The organism is Pseudomonas sp. IAC-BECa141 (assembly GCF_020544405.1).
Classification (GTDB): domain Bacteria; phylum Pseudomonadota; class Gammaproteobacteria; order Pseudomonadales; family Pseudomonadaceae; genus Aquipseudomonas.
Genome location: NZ_CP065410.1, coordinates 6,202,116 through 6,221,060, shown reverse-complemented (window position 1 = coordinate 6,221,060; position 18,945 = coordinate 6,202,116). Strand labels below are relative to the sequence as shown.

Below are 18,945 nucleotides of genomic sequence, written 5' to 3'. Positions count from 1 at the left end.
GGATATCCCCTAAGTTGAAAGCCGGTGAGGCAAAAACAAGCGGCCATTGTAGCGGCCAGTCGTCCACTTATCCACATGCAGGTTGCCCGGTGCACATGATTTATCAATGCGTTAAACGAGAAAAAGGCGACCAACGGTGTGTGCATAAGCTTTGTGGATAACCCTATCTGAGCACACTGGACAACTGGGGGCGAAAGTCGGTGGATAACCGGCCTGTGGATAACCGCCCTTTCCACACACAGGTTATCCGACAGTGCAGCACAGGCTTAACACGGTTTTCCACTGTAGTTGTCATTCTCTGTACATCGCTTGAAACAAGGCCTTGAGCCAGTTATCCACAGACGAGGACGTGCCTAGCTTTTACAAGCTTTACAGAAAAGCTTTAAATAATTCCCTTCTTTATTTTTATCTCTGGCAAACGGTTAATCAGGTCCCCCACGCTCCGAAGATCTATTTATAAGGAAACGTTGGTTGGAAATTGACCTATGGACTTGCTTTCTCTAGAATCCCCGGTCTCTTAAAACGGGGGCCATTCCGGCCCGTTGTGGACGAACCAGGTAACACGACATGAAACGTACTTTCCAACCAAGCACTATCAAACGCGCTCGTACCCACGGTTTCCGTGCTCGCATGGCTACCAAGAACGGTCGTGCCGTACTGTCGCGTCGTCGCGCCAAAGGCCGCGCACGTCTGGCAGTTTGATAATCCGGCACTGGAGGTGAGTCAGGACTTCAGTCGGGAAAAGCGTCTGCTTACTCCCCGGCACTTCAAGGCGGTCTTTGACTCCCCTACCGGCAAGGTTCCGGGGAAAAATCTCCTGCTCCTTGCGCGCAACAACGATCTCGATCACCCCCGTCTCGGACTGGTTATCGGGAAAAAGAGTGTAAAACTCTCCGTCGAGCGCAATCGCCTCAAACGTCTGATGCGCGAATCGTTTCGCCTGCACCAGGATTCACTGGTCGGCTGGGACATCGTTATCGTCGCGCGCAAAGGTTTGGGTGACGTAGAAAACCCCGAATTGATTCAGCATTTCGGCAAACTCTGGAAGCGTCTGGCACGCAACAAGCCGGTACCAGCAGTCAAAACCGAAACTGTAGGGGTAGACAGTCCCGATGCGTAAACTGGCACTCGTTCCGATCCAGTTTTATCGCTACGCCATTAGTCCCTTGATGGCCAGTCACTGTCGTTTCTACCCCAGCTGTTCCTGCTACGCGTATGAAGCCATCGAAAATCATGGCCTTCTGCGCGGTGGCTGGCTGACCTTTCGTCGTTTAGGTCGCTGTCATCCGTGGAATCCCGGTGGTTATGACCCGGTTCCACCTATCCCTACCTCCCGTTCTTCTTCGATGGCCGAGTAATCATGGATATCAAACGCACGATCCTGATCGTCGCCCTGGCAATCGTGTCCTACGTCATGGTCCTTAAATGGAACCAGGACTATGGCCAGGCTGCCCTGCCGACTCAGAATGTTGCTTCCAGTACGACTACATCCGGTTTGCCGGACACCGCCACTGGCAATAATGCTGCCGCCAGTGACGATATTCCGCGCGCCGCAAGTGATACCAGCGCACCTGCCGAAACGCCGGTCGCCGTCAGCAAGGATCTGATCCAGATCAAGACCGACGTGCTCGATCTCGCGATCGATCCACAAGGTGGCGATGTTGCCCAGCTGACCTTGCCGCTGTATCCACGCCGTCAGGATCGTCCGGACGTACCGTTCCAGCTGTTCGACAACGGCGGCGAACGTACTTATCTGGCACAGAGCGGTCTGATCGGCACCAACGGTCCGGATGCAAATCCGGCCGGTCGTCCGATCTACTCCTCGGAGAAGAAGACTTATCAACTGGCTGACGGTCAGGACCAACTGGTCGTTGACCTGAAGTTCAGCAAGGACGGCGTCAATTACATCAAGCGTTTCACTCTGAAACGTGGCCTGTATGACGTGACCGTGACTTATCTGATCGACAACCAGAGCGCTCAGCCTTGGTCCGGTTCGATGTTTGCCCAGCTGAAACGTGATGCAAGCGCCGATCCTTCATCGACTACTGCTACCGGTACCGCGACTTACCTGGGCGCTGCCCTGTGGACAAGTTCCGAGCCGTACAAGAAAGTGTCCATGAAGGACATGGACAAAGGTCAGCTCAAGGAAACCGTCACCGGTGGCTGGGTAGCCTGGCTGCAACACTACTTCGTGACGGCATGGGTTGCTCCGAAGGGCGAAAACAACATCGTCCAGACCCGTAAAGACAGCAAAGGCAATTACATCATCGGTTACACCGGTCCTTCGCTGACCGCTGCACCGGGTGCGAAAGTCGAAACCAGCGCTGTTCTGTACGCCGGTCCGAAAAGCCAGGCTGTGCTGAAAGAGTTGTCCCCAGGTCTGGAACTGACCGTCGACTACGGCATTCTGTGGTTCATTGCCCAGCCAATCTTCTGGCTCCTGCAACATATCCACAGCATCGTCGGCAACTGGGGCTGGTCGATCATCTTCCTGACCATGCTGATCAAAGGGATTTTCTTCCCTCTGTCGGCCGCCAGCTACAAGTCGATGGCCCGCATGCGCGCCGTGGCTCCGAAACTGGCTGCACTGAAAGAGCAACATGGCGATGACCGGCAGAAAATGTCGCAAGCCATGATGGAGCTGTACAAGAAAGAGAAGATCAATCCGCTGGGCGGCTGCTTGCCGATCCTGGTGCAGATGCCGGTTTTCCTTTCTCTGTACTGGGTTCTGCTGGAAAGCGTGGAAATGCGCCAGGCGCCGTTCATGCTGTGGATTACCGACCTGTCGATCAAGGATCCGTTCTTCATCCTGCCGATCATCATGGGCGCGACCATGTTCATCCAGCAGCGTCTGAACCCTACACCTCCGGATCCGATGCAGGCCAAGGTGATGAAAATGATGCCAATCATCTTCACCTTCTTCTTCCTGTGGTTCCCGGCAGGTCTGGTGCTGTACTGGGTTGTGAACAACTGCCTGTCGATTGCCCAACAGTGGTACATCACGCGTAAGATCGAAGCGGCGACGAAAAAAGCCGAGGCGTAACTTACTCTGTGGATAACACCACTCAAAACGCCCCCTAGTGGGGCGTTTTGCTATCTGCCATTTTTGTCTGGATACCGGTTTATGAGCGCACCTCGTGAAACCATCGCAGCCGTCGCTACCGCCCAGGGCCGTGGCGGCGTGGGCATCGTTCGAATTTCCGGGCCGCTGGCCAGCGTTGCAGCCAAAGCCATCAGCGGCCGTGAACTGAAACCACGGTTTGCCCACTACGGCCCGTTCTTCAGTGAAGATCAGCAGGTGCTGGATGAAGGTCTGGCGTTATATTTCCCGGGGCCGAACTCGTTCACTGGCGAAGACGTACTGGAACTGCAGGGACACGGTGGCCCGATCGTCCTCGACATGTTGCTCAAGCGTTGTCTGGAACTGGGTTGCCGTCTGGCGCGGCCCGGTGAGTTCAGCGAAAGAGCATTCCTCAATGACAAACTCGACCTGGCCCAGGCCGAGGCCATTGCCGACCTGATCGAAGCCAGTTCTGCACAGGCCGCACGAAACGCTCTGCGTTCGTTGCAGGGTGCATTTTCCCAACGTGTGCATAACCTCACCGAACAGCTGATCGGTTTGCGGATTTATGTCGAAGCCGCGATCGACTTCCCGGAAGAAGAAATCGACTTCCTCGCCGATGGCCATGTCCTGAGCATGCTCGACAAGGTTCGTAACGAGTTATCCACCGTATTGCGCGAAGCCGGGCAGGGCGCATTGCTACGTGACGGCATGACCGTGGTGATTGCCGGTCGTCCGAATGCCGGCAAATCCAGTCTGCTGAATGCATTGGCCGGACGAGAAGCCGCCATCGTGACGGAGATCGCCGGCACGACTCGGGATATCCTGCGCGAACATATCCACATCGACGGCATGCCGCTGCACGTAGTGGACACCGCCGGTCTGCGCGACACCGATGATCATGTGGAAAAGATCGGCGTTGAACGAGCATTGAAAGCCATCGGCGAAGCTGATCGAGTGCTGCTGGTTGTCGATGCCATGGCGCCCGAGGCCGCCGATCCGTTTGCGCTGTGGCCGGAATTCCTTGAAACCCGGCCGGATCCGGCGAAGGTCACGCTGATTCGCAACAAGGCTGATCTCACCGGTGAACCCATTGCTCTGGAAGTCAGCGACGACGGCCATGTAACGATCAGTCTGAGCGCAAAATCCGCCGGTGAAGGGCTGGATCTGCTACGTGATCACCTCAAGGCCTGCATGGGCTACGAACAGACGTCGGAAAGCAGCTTCAGCGCACGCCGCCGGCACCTGGAAGCCCTGCGTCATGCCAGTGATGCCCTGGAACATGGACGTGCCCAACTGACGTTGGCGGGAGCGGGTGAGTTGCTGGCCGAAGACCTGCGTCAGGCCCAGCAGTCCCTTGGGGAAATCACCGGCGCCTTCAGCTCCGATGATCTGCTGGGACGGATCTTTTCCAGCTTCTGCATCGGTAAATAATCCATCCGCTGTCCACAGACAGGTCCATACGCGACCTGTCTGTTCCCTCTTCCTCGTATTTCCTTCCCCCAGTGCCGGACAGGTTTTCTGATCCTGGGCGGATTTTCTGCGTCCGCGATCCCTTCATTCATCAGATTTCTGTGAATTAAGCCCTGTGAATAACCGCCGCTGAGGGCAGTTGATAACAGGGCCTGAAAAGTGAACATAACTGCCTCTGTGGATAACCACCGCATTAATCCACAGGCTTAAACCGGTTATCCAAGGGCCTCATGGCGACATGGCCACAGGGTTTTGAATCTCTGTACACATTGAAAATAAAGGCCTGTAGAAATCTATCCACAGAAATCATGGGCAGTAAGAATAAGCTTTAAAACAAAGGTTTTATAAATTTCTCTCTTTTTTATTCTTTTAACCGCGAGTTCTCCACAGCTGGTTAAATTTTGTGCAAAGGGTTCTTTAGGAAGGGCGAAGTCCCTATACTTGCCGACCAGGTCCAGAAACCTGATCTCAAACTATTCCTGAATTACCTACTTAAGCAGGCACGAGGTGCGTGGTGGATTTCCCTTCCCGTTTTGAAGTGATCGTCATCGGCGGCGGTCATGCCGGTACCGAGGCAGCACTGGCCTCAGCACGCATGGGTGCAAAAACCCTTCTGCTGACGCACAACGTGGAAACCCTCGGTGCCATGAGTTGCAACCCGGCCATCGGAGGCATTGGCAAAAGCCATCTGGTCAAGGAAATCGACGCCCTCGGCGGCGCGATGGCCATGGCCACCGATCTGGGCGGTATCCAGTTTCGCGTGTTGAACAGCCGCAAAGGCCCGGCCGTACGTGCAACCCGTGCGCAAGCCGACCGTATTCTTTACAAGGCCGCTGTCCGCGAAATTCTGGAAAACCAGCCGAACCTGTGGATATTTCAACAAGCCGCTGACGACCTGATCGTCGAGCAGGAACAAGTACGCGGTGTTGTCACGCAAATGGGTCTGCGTTTCTTCGCCGATTCCGTGGTGTTGACCACCGGCACGTTCCTCGGCGGACTTATCCACATCGGTTTGCAGAATTTTTCCGGCGGTCGTGCCGGTGATCCCCCGTCGATCGCCCTTGCGCATCGCCTGCGTGAATTGCCGCTGCGCGTTGGACGCCTGAAAACCGGCACGCCACCGCGTATCGACGGCAAGTCTGTGGATTTCTCGGTGATGACCGAGCAGCCAGGTGATACGCCGATTCCGGTGATGTCGTTCATGGGCAACAAAGAACAACATCCACGGCAGGTCAGTTGCTGGATTACTCACACCAACGCCCGTACCCACGAAATCATTGCCGCGAACCTCGACCGTTCGCCGATGTATTCCGCTGCCGGCGAGATCGAAGGCATTGGCCCGCGTTATTGCCCGTCGATCGAAGACAAGATTCATCGCTTCGCCGACAAGGAAAGCCATCAGGTTTTCATCGAGCCGGAAGGCCTGACCACCCATGAGCTGTATCCGAACGGGATATCCACAAGCCTGCCGTTCGACGTGCAATTGCAGATCGTGCAATCGATTCGCGGCATGGAAAACGCGCACATCGTGCGTCCGGGTTATGCGATCGAGTACGACTACTTCGATCCGCGCGACCTGAAGTACAGCCTGGAAACCAAAGTCATCGGCGGTCTGTTTTTCGCTGGCCAGATCAACGGCACCACCGGTTACGAAGAAGCCGGCGCCCAGGGTTTGCTCGCAGGAGCCAACGCCGCGCTGCGTGCGAAAGGCAAAGAAGCCTGGTGTCCGCGTCGCGATGAAGCGTACATCGGGGTATTGGTCGACGACCTGATCACCCTCGGTACTCAAGAGCCGTACCGCATGTTCACTTCCCGTGCCGAGTACCGCCTCATCCTGCGTGAGGACAACGCGGACTTGCGTCTGACCGAAAAAGGTCGCGAACTGGGTCTGGTCGATGACGCGCGCTGGGCGGCTTTCTGCAAGAAGCGCGAAAACATCGAGCTGGAAGAGCAGCGTCTGAAAAGCACTTGGGTTCGCCCGGGCACCCAGCAGGGCGATGCAATTGCAGAAAAATTCGGCACTCCGCTGACTCACGAATACAACCTGCTCAATCTCTTGAGCCGTCCGGAAATCGACTACGCTGGTCTGGTCGAAGTGACCGGGCAGGGCGCTGAAGATCCACAGGTCGCCGAACAGGTCGAGATCAAGACCAAGTACGCCGGTTACATCGATCGCCAACAGGACGAAATCGCCCGTCTGCGCGCCAGTGAAGACACGAAACTGCCTGTGGATATCGATTACACCAACATTTCCGGTCTTTCCAAGGAGATCCAGAGCAAGTTGGGCGCCACGCGTCCCGAGACGCTGGGCCAGGCTTCGCGGATCCCGGGTGTGACCCCGGCAGCAATTTCGCTGTTGATGATTCATTTGAAAAAACGCGGCGCGGGCCGTCAGTTGGAGCAAAGCGCTTGAGTTCTAAGGTCACTTCGCAACACGCCGAAGAGTTATCCACAGGAGCCCGCGAGCTCGGTGTCAATCTCACTGAAACCCAGCACGAATTGCTGCTGGGTTATCTGGCCCTGTTGATCAAATGGAACCAGGCCTACAACCTGACCGCCGTTCGCGACCCGGACGAAATGGTGTCCCGTCACTTGCTCGATAGCCTCAGCGTGATGTCGTTCATCGAAAACGGTCGCTGGCTGGATGTCGGCAGCGGCGGCGGCATGCCGGGGATCCCTCTGGCGATCCTGTATCCGGACTCGCAAGTGACGTGCCTGGACAGCAACGGCAAGAAAACCCGTTTTCTGACCCAGGTCAAACTCGAACTCAAACTGGATAACCTGCAAGTTATCCACAGTCGCGTCGAAGCGTTCCAGCCTGCACAGCCATTCAACGGGATTATTTCCCGGGCATTCAGCAGCATGGAGAACTTCACCAACTGGACTCGCCACCTCGGCGACGCCGATACGCGCTGGCTGGCAATGAAGGGCGTCCATCCGGCCGATGAGCTGGTAGCATTGCCGGCAGACTTCAAACTCGATAGCGAACACGCCCTGGCCGTACCCGGTTGCCAAGGCCAACGCCATCTGCTGATACTGCGCCGCACGGCATGATTGGGAACACAAGCAAGAATGGCTAAGGTATTCGCGATAGCGAACCAGAAGGGTGGTGTGGGCAAGACCACCACCTGCATCAACCTCGCAGCATCCCTGGTCGCGACCAAGCGCCGGGTGCTGTTGATCGATCTCGATCCACAGGGCAACGCCACCATGGGCAGCGGTGTGGATAAACATGGCCTGGAAAATTCGGTCTACGACCTGCTGATCGGTGAATGCGATCTGGCCCAGGCCATGCACTATTCGGAACACGGCGGTTATCAACTGCTACCGGCCAACCGCGACCTGACGGCGGCCGAGGTGGTGCTGCTGGAAATGCAGATGAAGGAAAGCCGTCTGCGCAGCGCGTTGGCGCCGATCCGTGAAAACTACGATTACATTCTGATCGACTGCCCGCCGTCGCTGTCGATGCTCACGCTGAACGCACTGGTTGCCGCCGACGGGGTCATTATCCCCATGCAGTGCGAGTATTTTGCGCTCGAAGGTCTGAGCGACCTTGTGGATAACATCAAACGCATCGCCGAACTGCTGAACCCGAACCTGAAAGTCGAAGGCCTGCTGCGGACCATGTATGACCCGCGCCTGAGCCTGATGAACGATGTATCGGCCCAGCTCAAGGAACACTTCGGCGATCAGCTTTACGACACGGTGATCCCGCGCAACATCCGTCTCGCCGAAGCCCCGAGCTACGGCATGCCGGCGCTGGCGTACGACAAGCAATCGCGTGGCGCGCTGGCCTATCTGGCCCTGGCGGGCGAGATGGTTCGCCGTCAGCGCAAAAATTCACGCACCGCCGCTGCCCAGCCAACTTAAGGAATTCCCATGGCCGTCAAGAAACGAGGTCTCGGACGAGGACTGGATGCACTGCTGAGCGGTCCGACTGTCAGCGCGCTGGAAGAACAGGCAGCGCAGGCGGACAGCCGTGAGTTGCAGCACCTGCCGTTGGACCTGCTGCAGCGCGGCAAGTATCAGCCACGCCGGGACATGGATCCGCAGGCGCTGGAAGAGCTGGCGCAGTCGATCAAGGCCCAGGGCGTGATGCAGCCGATCGTGGTTCGCCCGATTGGCGGTGGTCGTTTCGAAATCATCGCCGGCGAACGTCGCTGGCGCGCAAGTCAGCAAGCCGGGCAGGAAACCATTCCTGCGATGGTTCGCGACGTGCCGGATGAAACCGCGATCGCCATCGCGCTGATCGAGAACATCCAGCGCGAAGACCTGAATCCGATCGAGGAAGCGGTGGCCCTGCAGCGCTTGCAGCAGGAATTCCAGCTCACTCAGCAACAGGTCGCCGAGGCTGTGGGTAAGTCCCGCGTCACGGTAGCCAACCTGTTGCGCCTGATTGCGCTGCCGGAAGTCATCAAGACCATGCTGTCCCATGGCGACCTGGAAATGGGTCATGCCCGTGCATTGCTCGGTCTGCCGGACAATCAGCAGGTGGAAGGGGCGCGACATGTTGTCGCACGCGGCCTCACTGTGCGCCAAACTGAGGCACTGGTTCGTCAGTGGCTGAGCGGGAAACCGGAGCCGGTCGAGCCTGCCAAACCCGACCCGGATATCGCCCGGCTTGAACAGCGTCTGGCCGAGCGGCTGGGCTCTGCGGTGCAGATCCGCCACGGCAAGAAGGGCAAAGGCCAGTTGGTGATTGGTTACAACTCCCTCGATGAGCTTCAAGGTGTGCTCGCACACATCCGCTGAAACAATTCCCCTTGTAGCGCGCAGTCGGAAATCACTACCTGACAGTTGAATAGGGGCAGAACCGCCCCTATACTCTGCGCGCATTTTGTCGGCACAAATTATGCCAAGTTATTGAATTTTGGCAGCCGACCATTGGAGAGCAATAGTGATGGAAACCCGCAAGCCAAACCGCCTGCCGTTCCATCGCCTGGCGGTTTTTCCGGTGTTGATGGCTCAATTTGTCATTTTGCTCATTGCCGCTTTGGCGCTCTGGCAATGGCACGGAGTCGTTGCCGGATACTCGGGACTTTGCGGAGGCCTGATAGCCTTGCTGCCCAATGTTTATTTCGCTCATAAGGCTTTTCGGTTTTCCGGCGCCCGAGCAGCCCAGTCCATCGTCCGGTCTTTCTATGCCGGCGAGGCAGGCAAACTGATTTTGACGGCAGTGCTGTTTGCACTGGTGTTTGCAGGTGTGAAGCCACTGGCGCCGATTGCTGTATTCGGCGCGTTCGTGCTGACTCAGTCGGTCAGCTGGTTCGCTCCCCTGCTGATGAGAACAAGACTTTCGAGACCTTAGGGCGTTTGAGGCAACCATGGCAGAAACAACCGCTTCGGGCTATATCCAGCACCACTTGCAGAACCTGACCTTCGGTCAGCTACCCAACGGCGGCTGGGGCTTTGCCCACACCGCAGCAGAAGCCAAGGAAATGGGCTTCTGGGCTTTCCACGTCGATACCCTCGGCTGGTCGGTCGCGCTGGGTCTGATCTTCGTCATTCTTTTCCGCATGGCGGCCAAGAAGGCGACTTCCGGTCAGCCGGGTGCGCTGCAGAACTTCGTTGAAGTCCTGGTCGAATTCGTCGATGGCAGCGTGAAAGACAGCTTCCATGGCCGTAGCCCGGTGATCGCACCGCTGGCACTGACCATCTTCGTCTGGGTGTTCCTGATGAACGCCGTCGACCTGGTACCGGTCGACTGGATTCCTCAGCTGGCCGTCCTGATCTCCGGCGACCACCACATCCCGTTCCGCGCCGTGTCGACTACTGACCCGAACGCGACCCTGGGCATGGCGTTCTCGGTTTTCGCACTGATCATTTTCTACAGCATCAAGGTCAAGGGCCTCGGCGGCTTCATCGGCGAGCTGACCCTGCATCCGTTCGGCAGCAAGAACATCTTCGTTCAGGCCCTGCTGATTCCGGTGAACTTCCTGCTGGAATTCGTGACCCTGATCGCCAAACCGATCTCTCTCGCTCTGCGTCTGTTCGGCAACATGTATGCCGGCGAGCTGGTGTTCATCCTGATCGCTGTGATGTTCGGCAGCGGCCTGCTCTGGCTGAGCGGCCTGGGCGTTGTCCTGCAGTGGGCGTGGGCTGTGTTCCACATCCTGATCATCACCCTGCAGGCGTTCATCTTCATGATGCTGACCATCGTCTACCTGTCGATGGCGCACGAAGAAAACCATTAAGACCAGTCTCGACTAGTCTGATGTCCTTCCCGGTCAAACGGGAAGGGGCTCCTCACGGGGCACCATGAAACGATTTGTTTTACCGCTTTAATCTAAAAAACCTAAACCATACGACGTAAAAGTCGGGAGGAAAGATGGAAACTGTAGTTGGTCTAACCGCTATCGCTGTTGCACTGTTGATCGGCCTGGGCGCACTGGGTACCGCAATTGGTTTCGGCCTGCTGGGCGGCAAGTTCCTGGAAGGCGCAGCGCGTCAGCCAGAAATGGTTCCAATGCTGCAAGTTAAAATGTTCATCGTTGCCGGTCTGCTCGACGCCGTAACCATGATCGGTGTTGGTATCGCTCTGTTCTTCACCTTTGCGAACCCGTTCGTTGGTCAGATCGCTGGCTAATCATTCGGATTTTCCGAGTGATTTGGTGTGATGGACAACGTAACTGCGAGGTGTTGGCGTGAACATTAATGCGACCCTGATTGGCCAGTCCGTTGCGTTCCTGATTTTTGTACTGTTCTGCATGAAGTTCGTATGGCCTCCGGTCATCGCAGCTCTGCACGAACGTCAAAAGAAGATCGCTGATGGTCTGGACGCTGCCAGCCGTGCAGCTCGCGACCTGGAGTTGGCCCAAGAAAAAGCGGGTCAGCAACTGCGCGAAGCGAAAGCTCAGGCAGCTGAAATCATCGAGCAAGCCAAGAAACGCGGTAACCAGATTGTCGAAGAGGCCGTTGAAAAGGCCCGCGTCGATGCTGACCGTGTGAAGGTTCAGGCTCAAGCCGAGATCGAACAGGAACTGAACAGTGTCAAAGACAAGCTGCGCGCCCAAGTGGGCTTGCTGGCTGTCGGCGGCGCCGAGAAGATCCTGGGTGCCACAATCGATCAAAACGCGCACGCAGAGCTGGTTAACCAACTGGCTGCTGAAATCTAAGCGAGGGCGATCATGGCAGAACTGACCACGTTGGCCCGACCTTACGCTAAGGCGGCCTTCGAGCACGCTCAGGCCCACCAGCAACTGGCCAATTGGTCAGCCATGCTCGGCCTGGCAGCAGCGGTGTCGCAAGACGACACCATGCAGCGCGTGCTCAAGGCCCCGCGACTGACGAGCGCAGAAAAGGCCGCCACGTTCATTGACGTGTGCGGCGACAAGTTTGATGCCAAGGCACAGAACTTCATCAATGTCGTTGCCGAGAACGACCGTCTCCCGCTTCTGCCGGAGATTGCCGCTCTTTTCGACCTGTACAAGGCCGAACAAGAGAAATCGGTAGACGTTGAAGTGACCAGTGCTTTTGCATTGAACCAAGAACAGCAAGACAAACTCGCCAAGGTTCTCAGTGCACGACTCAGCCGGGTAGTGCGCCTGCAAGTTGCGGAGGATGCTTCCCTTATAGGGGGTGTCGTCATCCGCACCGGCGACCTGGTTATCGATGGCTCGATTCGCGGCAAAATCGCGAAACTTGCCGAAGCATTGAAATCTTGAGTTTGAAGGGGCAGCAGAGCAATGCAGCAACTCAATCCTTCCGAAATAAGTGAAATTATCAAGGGCCGCATCGAAAAGCTCGATGTGACCTCCCAAGCCCGTAACGAAGGCACTGTCGTCAGCGTATCTGACGGTATCGTGCGGATTCACGGTCTGGCCGACGTCATGTACGGCGAGATGATCGAGTTTCCGGGCGGCGTCTACGGTATGGCCCTCAACCTGGAGCAAGACTCCGTAGGTGCCGTTGTACTGGGCGCATACACGACTCTGGCTGAAGGCATGAGCGCCAAGTGCACCGGCCGCATCCTCGAAGTTCCGGTTGGTAAGGAACTGCTGGGTCGCGTTGTCGACGCACTGGGTAACCCTGTTGACGGCAAAGGTCCACTGGGCAACACCGAGACCGACGCGGTCGAGAAAGTTGCTCCGGGCGTGATCTGGCGTAAGTCGGTAGACCAGCCTGTACAGACTGGCTACAAGGCTGTCGATGCCATGATCCCTGTCGGCCGTGGCCAGCGTGAGCTGATCATCGGTGACCGTCAGATCGGTAAAACCGCTCTGGCGATCGACGCGATCATCAACCAGAAAGACAGCGGCATTTTCTGCGTCTACGTGGCAATCGGTCAGAAGCAATCGACCATCGCCAACGTGGTTCGCAAGCTGGAAGAAAACGGTGCACTGGCCAACACCATCATCGTTGCAGCGAGCGCTTCGGAATCTGCAGCACTGCAATTCCTGGCTCCGTACTCCGGTTGCACCATGGGTGAATTCTTCCGCGACCGCGGTGAAGACGCGCTGATCGTTTATGACGATCTGTCCAAGCAAGCAGTGGCTTACCGCCAGATTTCCCTGCTGCTGCGCCGTCCACCAGGACGTGAAGCCTACCCAGGCGACGTGTTCTATCTCCACTCCCGTCTGCTGGAGCGCGCATCCCGCGTTTCGGAAGAGTACGTAGAGAAGTTCACCAACGGCGCAGTCACCGGCAAAACCGGTTCCCTGACCGCACTGCCGATCATCGAAACCCAGGCTGGCGACGTTTCCGCGTTCGTTCCGACCAACGTGATTTCCATCACCGACGGTCAGATCTTCCTGGAATCGGCCATGTTCAACTCGGGCATCCGTCCTGCAGTGAACGCCGGTGTTTCGGTATCCCGTGTGGGTGGTGCCGCTCAGACCAAGATCATCAAGAAGCTGTCCGGTGGTATCCGTACCGCTCTGGCTCAGTACCGTGAACTGGCGGCATTCGCCCAGTTCGCTTCTGATCTGGACGAAGCGACCCGCAAGCAACTTGAGCATGGTCAGCGCGTTACCGAGCTGATGAAGCAGAAGCAATACGCGCCAATGTCGATCGCCGACATGTCGCTGTCGCTGTATGCCGCTGAGCGTGGGTTCCTGACTGACATTGAAATCGCCAAAGTCGGCAGCTTCGAGCAAGCGCTGATTGCTTACTTCAACCGCGATCACGCCGATTTGATGGCCAAGATCAACGTTAAAGGTGACTTCAATGACGAAATCGACGCTGGCCTGAAGGCTGGTATCGAGAAGTTCAAGGCCACCCAAACCTGGTAAGCCGCAGCGGGAGCCGCAAGGCTCCCGCTTGCTAACCTGATAGGTGTTACATGGCAGGCGCAAAAGAGATTCGCAGTAAGATTGCGAGCATCAAAAGCACGCAAAAAATTACCAGCGCCATGGAAAAAGTGGCGGTCAGCAAAATGCGCAAGGCACAAATGCGCATGGCTGCTAGCCGCCCTTATGCGGAGCGTATCCGCCAGGTAATTGGGCATCTGGCCAACGCCAACCCGGAATACCGCCATCCGTTCATGATCGACCGCGCCGTCAAGCGCGTCGGCTATGTCGTGGTGAGCAGTGACCGTGGTCTGTGCGGCGGCTTGAACACCAACCTGTTCAAGGCTCTGGTCAAGGACATGGCGGTAAACCGCGAAAACGGCGTCGAGATTGATCTGTGTGTCGTTGGTAGCAAGGGTGCGGCCTTTTTCCGCAACTTCGGCGGTAACGTCGTTGCAGCTATCAGCCACCTGGGTGAAGAACCGTCGATCAACGATCTGATCGGCAGCGTCAAGGTGATGCTGGATGCTTATCTGGACGGCCGTATCGACCGCCTGTCCGTGGTATCCAACAAGTTCATCAACACCATGACGCAACAGCCTACCGTGGAGCAGTTGATTCCACTGGTGGCGACCCCGGATCAAGAACTCAAGCACCACTGGGACTATCTCTACGAACCAGACGCCAAAGAGCTGCTTGACGGCTTGATGGTGCGTTACGTGGAGTCGCAGGTGTACCAGGCGGTGGTCGAGAACAACGCGGCTGAACAGGCTGCGCGGATGATCGCGATGAAGAACGCTACCGACAACGCCGGTGATTTGATCAGCGATTTGCAGCTGATCTACAACAAGGCGCGTCAGGCTGCGATCACCCAAGAGATCTCGGAAATCGTCGGCGGCGCTGCCGCGGTTTAACGGTTCAAATATTCAGAGGATCCAGCTATGAGTAGCGGACGTATCGTTCAAATCATCGGCGCCGTTATCGACGTGGAATTTCCACGCGACAGCGTACCGAGCATCTACGACGCCTTGAAGGTTCAAGGCGCCGAAACCACTCTGGAAGTTCAGCAGCAGCTGGGCGACGGCGTGGTTCGTACCATTGCGATGGGCTCCACCGAAGGCTTGAAGCGCGGTCTGGACGTCAACAACACTGGCGCAGCCATCTCCGTACCGGTCGGTAAAGCGACCCTGGGCCGGATCATGGACGTACTGGGCAACCCGATCGACGAAGCCGGCCCGATCGGCGAAGAAGAGCGCTGGGGTATCCACCGCGCCGCTCCTTCCTTCGCTGAACAGGCAGGTGGCAACGACCTGCTCGAAACCGGTATCAAGGTTATCGACCTGGTCTGCCCGTTCGCCAAGGGCGGTAAAGTCGGTCTGTTCGGTGGTGCCGGTGTAGGCAAGACCGTAAACATGATGGAACTGATCCGCAACATCGCCATCGAGCACAGCGGTTATTCCGTGTTCGCCGGTGTGGGTGAGCGTACTCGTGAGGGTAACGACTTCTACCACGAGATGAAGGACTCCAACGTTCTCGACAAGGTAGCCCTGGTCTACGGTCAAATGAACGAGCCACCGGGAAACCGTCTGCGTGTAGCGCTGACCGGTCTGACCATGGCCGAGAAGTTCCGTGACGAAGGTAACGACGTTCTGCTGTTCGTCGACAACATCTACCGTTACACCCTGGCCGGTACCGAAGTATCCGCACTGCTGGGCCGTATGCCTTCGGCAGTGGGTTACCAGCCGACCCTGGCTGAAGAGATGGGCGTGCTGCAAGAGCGCATCACTTCGACCAAGCAAGGTTCGATTACTTCGATCCAGGCCGTATACGTACCTGCGGACGACCTGACCGACCCGTCGCCAGCAACCACGTTTGCTCACCTGGACGCCACCGTCGTTCTGTCCCGTGACATCGCTTCCCTGGGTATCTACCCGGCGGTAGACCCACTGGACTCGACTTCGCGTCAGCTGGACCCGAACGTGATCGGCAACGAGCACTACGAGACCGCTCGTGGCGTTCAGTACGTGCTGCAGCGTTACAAAGAGCTGAAGGACATCATCGCGATCCTGGGTATGGACGAGCTGTCGGAAACCGACAAGCAGTTGGTAGCCCGTGCTCGTAAGATCCAGCGCTTCTTGTCGCAGCCGTTCTTCGTGGCTGAAGTCTTCACCGGTGCTTCGGGTAAATACGTTTCCCTGAAAGACACCATTGCTGGCTTCAAAGGCATCCTCAACGGTGACTACGACCACCTGCCAGAACAAGCGTTCTACATGGTCGGCGGCATCGAAGAAGCGATCGAGAAAGCCAAGAAACTGTAATCCAGGCGCCCGGCAACGGGCGCTAATTTAGGTTGAGGCAATCAGATGGCTATGACAGTCCATTGCGACATCGTCAGCGCGGAAGGAGAGATCTTTTCCGGCCTGGTCGAGATGGTGATTGCGCACGGTGCTCTGGGTGATCTTGGTATCGCTCTGGGCCACGCGCCGCTGATCACTAATCTGAAGCCAGGTCCGATCCGCCTGATCAAGCAAGGCGGGGAAGCCGAGGTGTTCTACATCTCCGGTGGTTTCCTCGAGGTTCAGCCGAACATGGTCAAGGTGCTTGCCGATACCGTGCAACGTGCCGCCGACCTGGATGAAGCTCAGGCTCAAGCAGCTCTCAAGGCTGCCGAAGCTGCTCTGCATGAGAAGAGCGCAGATTTCGACTACGGAGCTGCATCCGCACGTCTGGCCGAGGCTGCAGCTCAGCTGCGCACCGTCCAGCAGATCCGCAAGAAGTTTGGCGGTTAATCCGTCAGCCACTTGTTGTGCGATTGATAAAAAAGGGTAGCCTCGGCTACCCTTTTTTCTTTTCCGACTTTCAAAACCCCCGGTCGCAGTTGCTGACCACCCAGGATTGGTAGCCAGTCATGTCTCTTGAAATCGTTATCCTCGCGGCCGGCCAAGGCACTCGCATGCGTTCCGCGCTGCCCAAAGTGCTGCACCCGATTGCCGGCGACTCCATGCTTGGGCATGTTATCCACAGCGCTCGTCAACTTGATCCACAACGGATTCATGTGGTGATTGGCCACGGCGCGGATGTGGTACGCGAACGTCTGGCCGCCGATGACCTGAATTTCGTGCTGCAGGACAAGCAACTGGGCACTGGTCACGCCACGGCTCAGGCTGTTCCGTTCATCACTGCCGATACCGTACTGATTCTCTACGGTGATGTGCCGTTGATCGAAGTCGAAACCCTGCAGCGCCTGCTCAAGCACGTTGTGCCCGGGCAGATGGGTTTGCTCACCGTCGAACTGGCTGACCCGACCGGTTATGGCCGCATCGTGCGCGACGCCGACGGCAAGGTTACCGCGATCGTTGAGCACAAGGACGCCAGCGAAGCACAGCGGGCGATTACCGAAGGCAATACCGGCATTCTCGCTGTGCCGGCAAATCGTCTGGCGGACTGGATGAGTCGCCTGTCGAACAACAACGCTCAGGGCGAGTACTACCTGACCGATGTGATCGAGATGGCAGTCAGCGATGGCCTGACCGTCGCCACTGAACAACCGCACGACCCGATGGAAGTGCAGGGCGCCAATGATCGCAAACAACTCTCCGAACTGGAGCGTCACTATCAGTTGCGCGCCGGTCGCCGTCTGATGGCCCAGGGTGTCACTCTGCGTGATCCGGCCCGGTTTGATGTGCGTGGCGAAGTGACCGTGGGTCGCGACGTGCTGATCGACATCAACGTGATTCTCGAAGGCAAGGTCGTCATCGAGGATGACGTGGTCATCGGCCCGAACTGCGTGATCAAGGACAGCACTCTGCGTAAGGGCGTGGTGGTCAAGGCCAACAGCCATATCGAAGGCGCGGTGTTGGGCGAAGGCAGCGATGCCGGCCCGTTTGCCCGTCTGCGACCGGGCACCGTGCTGGAGGCCCGCGCCCATGTGGGTAACTTCGTCGAGCTGAAAAACGCCCGCATGGGTGAAGGCGCCAAGGCCGGGCACCTGACTTATCTGGGCGACGCCGAGATTGGTGCGCGCACCAACATCGGCGCCGGCACCATCACCTGCAACTACGACGGCGCCAACAAGTGGAAAACCGTGTTGGGTGAGGATGTGTTCATCGGTTCCAACAACTCGCTGGTGGCGCCTGTGGATATCTCCGCCGGTGCAACCACTGCGGCCGGTTCGACCATCACCCAGAATGTGGATAACGCGCAATTGGCGGTTGGCCGGGCGCGGCAGAGAAATATCGATGGCTGGAAGCGGCCTGAGAAAATCAAAAAGAACTGAGTTATCCACAACGCTTGAAATCTCAAAAGACCGCCGCCGGCGGTCTTTTTTTATGGGCGTCGGCTTGACGACTTGCAACTGATAGGTTTTGATTGCTTCCGTTATCTTTCGAATCGAAACTTAATCAGCCATGTCGAAACGCAATACACCTCAGCGCCGTCACAACATTCTTGCCTTGCTCAATGAACAGGGCGAAGTGAGTGTCGACGAACTCGCGAAGCGCTTCGAAACTTCGGAAGTTACGATTCGCAAGGATCTCGCCGCGCTGGAAAGTCATGGCCTGCTGCTGCGTCGCTACGGTGGAGCCATCACCATGCCGCATGAGCTGGTGGCGGACGCCAGCCTCAGTGTTTCCAAATACAAACAGGCGATCGCCCGGGCTGCGGTTACACGCATCCGCGAGCATGCGCGCATCATCATCGACAGCGGCAGCACCACCGCCGCGATGATTCCCGAACTCGGCCAGCAGCCGGGTCTTGTGGTGATGACCAACTCCCTGCATGTGGCCAACGCCCTGAGCGAACTCGAACACGAGCCTGTGCTGTTGATGACCGGCGGCACCTGGGATCCGCACTCGGAGTCCTTTCAGGGCCAGGTCGCGGAGCAGGTACTACGCTCTTACGACTTCGACCAGTTGTTTATCGGTGCCGATGGCATCGACCTGGTGCGCGGTACCACCACGTTCAATGAATTGCTCGGCCTCAGCCGGGTGATGGCGGAAGTGGCGCGGGAAGTGATCGTGATGGTCGAGGCCGACAAGATCGGCCGCAAGATTCCCAACCTGGAGCTGCCATGGAGCAGCGTCCATACCCTAATTACCGATGATCGCCTGCCTTCAGACGCACGGGATCAGATTCAGGCTCGCGGTATCAACTTGATTTGCGCGACTGTCAGTCAGGAGAAATAAG

General features: G+C 57.3%; 20 protein-coding genes. All 20 read left to right on the top strand.

Annotation, left to right across the window (positions count from 1 at the left end):
* Positions 1-567: 567 nt before the first annotated feature.
* The 20 genes from rpmH to I5961_RS28490 all read left to right on the top strand — a co-directional run bounded on the left by rpmH (position 568) and on the right by I5961_RS28490 (position 18,944).
* Positions 568-702, top strand: coding sequence for a 50S ribosomal protein L34 (rpmH, locus tag I5961_RS28585; protein ID WP_003213577.1), 135 nt, complete (start codon positions 568-570; stop codon positions 700-702).
* Positions 703-718: 16 nt separating this feature from the next.
* Positions 719-1,120, top strand: a complete 402-nt coding sequence (rnpA, locus tag I5961_RS28580; RefSeq protein ID WP_011336726.1) for a ribonuclease P protein component — start codon at positions 719-721, stop codon at positions 1,118-1,120.
* On the top strand, positions 1,113-1,358 hold the full coding sequence (gene yidD, locus I5961_RS28575) for a membrane protein insertion efficiency factor YidD (protein WP_010465488.1): 246 nt from the start codon (positions 1,113-1,115) through the stop codon (positions 1,356-1,358). Before rnpA ends, yidD begins: the two co-directional genes overlap by 8 nt.
* Positions 1,359-1,360: 2 nt before the next feature.
* Positions 1,361-3,043, top strand: coding sequence for a membrane protein insertase YidC (gene yidC, locus I5961_RS28570; RefSeq protein WP_007954136.1), 1,683 nt, complete (start codon positions 1,361-1,363; stop codon positions 3,041-3,043).
* A gap of 81 nt (positions 3,044-3,124) precedes the next feature.
* Entirely contained in the window at positions 3,125-4,495 is a 1,371-nt protein-coding gene (gene mnmE / locus I5961_RS28565; protein ID WP_085702242.1) for a tRNA uridine-5-carboxymethylaminomethyl(34) synthesis GTPase MnmE, read from the top strand.
* 553 nt (positions 4,496-5,048) lie between these two features.
* Complete coding sequence (gene mnmG, locus I5961_RS28560; RefSeq protein ID WP_085702244.1) at positions 5,049-6,947, top strand: tRNA uridine-5-carboxymethylaminomethyl(34) synthesis enzyme MnmG; 1,899 nt, start codon at positions 5,049-5,051, stop codon at positions 6,945-6,947.
* Positions 6,944-7,588 (top strand): 16S rRNA (guanine(527)-N(7))-methyltransferase RsmG, encoded by a 645-nt coding sequence (gene rsmG / locus I5961_RS28555; protein ID WP_007911906.1) that lies wholly within the window; start codon positions 6,944-6,946, stop codon positions 7,586-7,588. The genes mnmG and rsmG overlap by 4 nt, the downstream gene beginning before the upstream one ends.
* 18 nt (positions 7,589-7,606) lie before the next feature.
* Positions 7,607-8,404 carry a ParA family protein gene (locus tag I5961_RS28550; RefSeq protein ID WP_039764974.1) on the top strand — a complete coding sequence of 266 codons (798 nt, stop codon included), beginning with the start codon at positions 7,607-7,609 and terminating at the stop codon, positions 8,402-8,404.
* Between the two features lie 9 nt (positions 8,405-8,413).
* Positions 8,414-9,286, top strand: a complete 873-nt coding sequence (locus I5961_RS28545) for a ParB/RepB/Spo0J family partition protein (RefSeq protein WP_085686130.1) — start codon at positions 8,414-8,416, stop codon at positions 9,284-9,286.
* A gap of 148 nt (positions 9,287-9,434) precedes the next feature.
* A complete protein-coding gene (locus I5961_RS28540) occupies positions 9,435-9,842 on the top strand; it encodes a F0F1 ATP synthase subunit I (RefSeq protein ID WP_003229783.1) in 408 nt (135 codons plus the stop codon).
* Positions 9,843-9,858: 16 nt separating this feature from the next.
* Positions 9,859-10,728, top strand: a complete 870-nt coding sequence (gene atpB, locus I5961_RS28535) for a F0F1 ATP synthase subunit A (RefSeq protein WP_085696631.1) — start codon at positions 9,859-9,861, stop codon at positions 10,726-10,728.
* A 134-nt stretch (positions 10,729-10,862) separates the two neighbouring features.
* Positions 10,863-11,120 carry a F0F1 ATP synthase subunit C gene (gene atpE, locus I5961_RS28530; RefSeq protein ID WP_003097235.1) on the top strand — a complete coding sequence of 86 codons (258 nt, stop codon included), beginning with the start codon at positions 10,863-10,865 and terminating at the stop codon, positions 11,118-11,120.
* A 58-nt stretch (positions 11,121-11,178) separates the two neighbouring features.
* Complete coding sequence (locus I5961_RS28525; protein WP_007954149.1) at positions 11,179-11,649, top strand: F0F1 ATP synthase subunit B; 471 nt, start codon at positions 11,179-11,181, stop codon at positions 11,647-11,649.
* Between the two features lie 12 nt (positions 11,650-11,661).
* Entirely contained in the window at positions 11,662-12,198 is a 537-nt protein-coding gene (locus I5961_RS28520) for a F0F1 ATP synthase subunit delta (RefSeq protein WP_227234005.1), read from the top strand.
* A gap of 21 nt (positions 12,199-12,219) precedes the next feature.
* A complete protein-coding gene (gene atpA, locus I5961_RS28515; protein WP_085696635.1) occupies positions 12,220-13,764 on the top strand; it encodes a F0F1 ATP synthase subunit alpha in 1,545 nt (514 codons plus the stop codon).
* Between the two features lie 50 nt (positions 13,765-13,814).
* Positions 13,815-14,675 carry a F0F1 ATP synthase subunit gamma gene (atpG, locus tag I5961_RS28510; RefSeq protein ID WP_040071850.1) on the top strand — a complete coding sequence of 287 codons (861 nt, stop codon included), beginning with the start codon at positions 13,815-13,817 and terminating at the stop codon, positions 14,673-14,675.
* A gap of 27 nt (positions 14,676-14,702) precedes the next feature.
* Positions 14,703-16,079, top strand: a complete 1,377-nt coding sequence (gene atpD, locus I5961_RS28505) for a F0F1 ATP synthase subunit beta (protein ID WP_065260117.1) — start codon at positions 14,703-14,705, stop codon at positions 16,077-16,079.
* A gap of 45 nt (positions 16,080-16,124) precedes the next feature.
* The gene (locus I5961_RS28500; RefSeq protein ID WP_007954164.1) at positions 16,125-16,550 is read left to right on the top strand and encodes a F0F1 ATP synthase subunit epsilon; all 426 of its coding nucleotides are present in this window, start codon (positions 16,125-16,127) and stop codon (positions 16,548-16,550) included.
* A gap of 119 nt (positions 16,551-16,669) precedes the next feature.
* On the top strand, positions 16,670-18,037 hold the full coding sequence (glmU, locus tag I5961_RS28495) for a bifunctional UDP-N-acetylglucosamine diphosphorylase/glucosamine-1-phosphate N-acetyltransferase GlmU (protein WP_227234004.1): 1,368 nt from the start codon (positions 16,670-16,672) through the stop codon (positions 18,035-18,037).
* Positions 18,038-18,167: 130 nt separating this feature from the next.
* Positions 18,168-18,944: a DeoR/GlpR family DNA-binding transcription regulator gene (locus I5961_RS28490; protein ID WP_085696639.1), complete on the top strand. Its 777-nt coding sequence runs from the start codon at positions 18,168-18,170 to the stop codon at positions 18,942-18,944.
* Position 18,945 lies beyond the last annotated feature (1 nt).

Bases quoted from the DNA above. Each gene is read 5' to 3' on its own strand.
- rpmH (WP_003213577.1), top strand. From the start codon at position 568: ATGAAACGTACTTTCCAACCAAGCACTATCAAACGCGCTCGTACCCAC.
- yidD (WP_010465488.1), top strand. From the start codon at position 1,113: ATGCGTAAACTGGCACTCGTTCCGATCCAGTTTTATCGCTACGCCATT.
- yidC (WP_007954136.1), top strand. From the start codon at position 1,361: ATGGATATCAAACGCACGATCCTGATCGTCGCCCTGGCAATCGTGTCC.
- mnmE (WP_085702242.1), top strand. From the start codon at position 3,125: ATGAGCGCACCTCGTGAAACCATCGCAGCCGTCGCTACCGCCCAGGGC.
- I5961_RS28550 (WP_039764974.1), top strand. From the start codon at position 7,607: ATGGCTAAGGTATTCGCGATAGCGAACCAGAAGGGTGGTGTGGGCAAG.
- I5961_RS28545 (WP_085686130.1), top strand. From the start codon at position 8,414: ATGGCCGTCAAGAAACGAGGTCTCGGACGAGGACTGGATGCACTGCTG.
- I5961_RS28540 (WP_003229783.1), top strand. From the start codon at position 9,435: ATGGAAACCCGCAAGCCAAACCGCCTGCCGTTCCATCGCCTGGCGGTT.
- atpB (WP_085696631.1), top strand. From the start codon at position 9,859: ATGGCAGAAACAACCGCTTCGGGCTATATCCAGCACCACTTGCAGAAC.
- atpE (WP_003097235.1), top strand. From the start codon at position 10,863: ATGGAAACTGTAGTTGGTCTAACCGCTATCGCTGTTGCACTGTTGATC.
- I5961_RS28520 (WP_227234005.1), top strand. From the start codon at position 11,662: ATGGCAGAACTGACCACGTTGGCCCGACCTTACGCTAAGGCGGCCTTC.
- atpA (WP_085696635.1), top strand. From the start codon at position 12,220: ATGCAGCAACTCAATCCTTCCGAAATAAGTGAAATTATCAAGGGCCGC.
- atpG (WP_040071850.1), top strand. From the start codon at position 13,815: ATGGCAGGCGCAAAAGAGATTCGCAGTAAGATTGCGAGCATCAAAAGC.
- atpD (WP_065260117.1), top strand. From the start codon at position 14,703: ATGAGTAGCGGACGTATCGTTCAAATCATCGGCGCCGTTATCGACGTG.
- I5961_RS28500 (WP_007954164.1), top strand. From the start codon at position 16,125: ATGGCTATGACAGTCCATTGCGACATCGTCAGCGCGGAAGGAGAGATC.
- glmU (WP_227234004.1), top strand. From the start codon at position 16,670: ATGTCTCTTGAAATCGTTATCCTCGCGGCCGGCCAAGGCACTCGCATG.
- I5961_RS28490 (WP_085696639.1), top strand. From the start codon at position 18,168: ATGTCGAAACGCAATACACCTCAGCGCCGTCACAACATTCTTGCCTTG.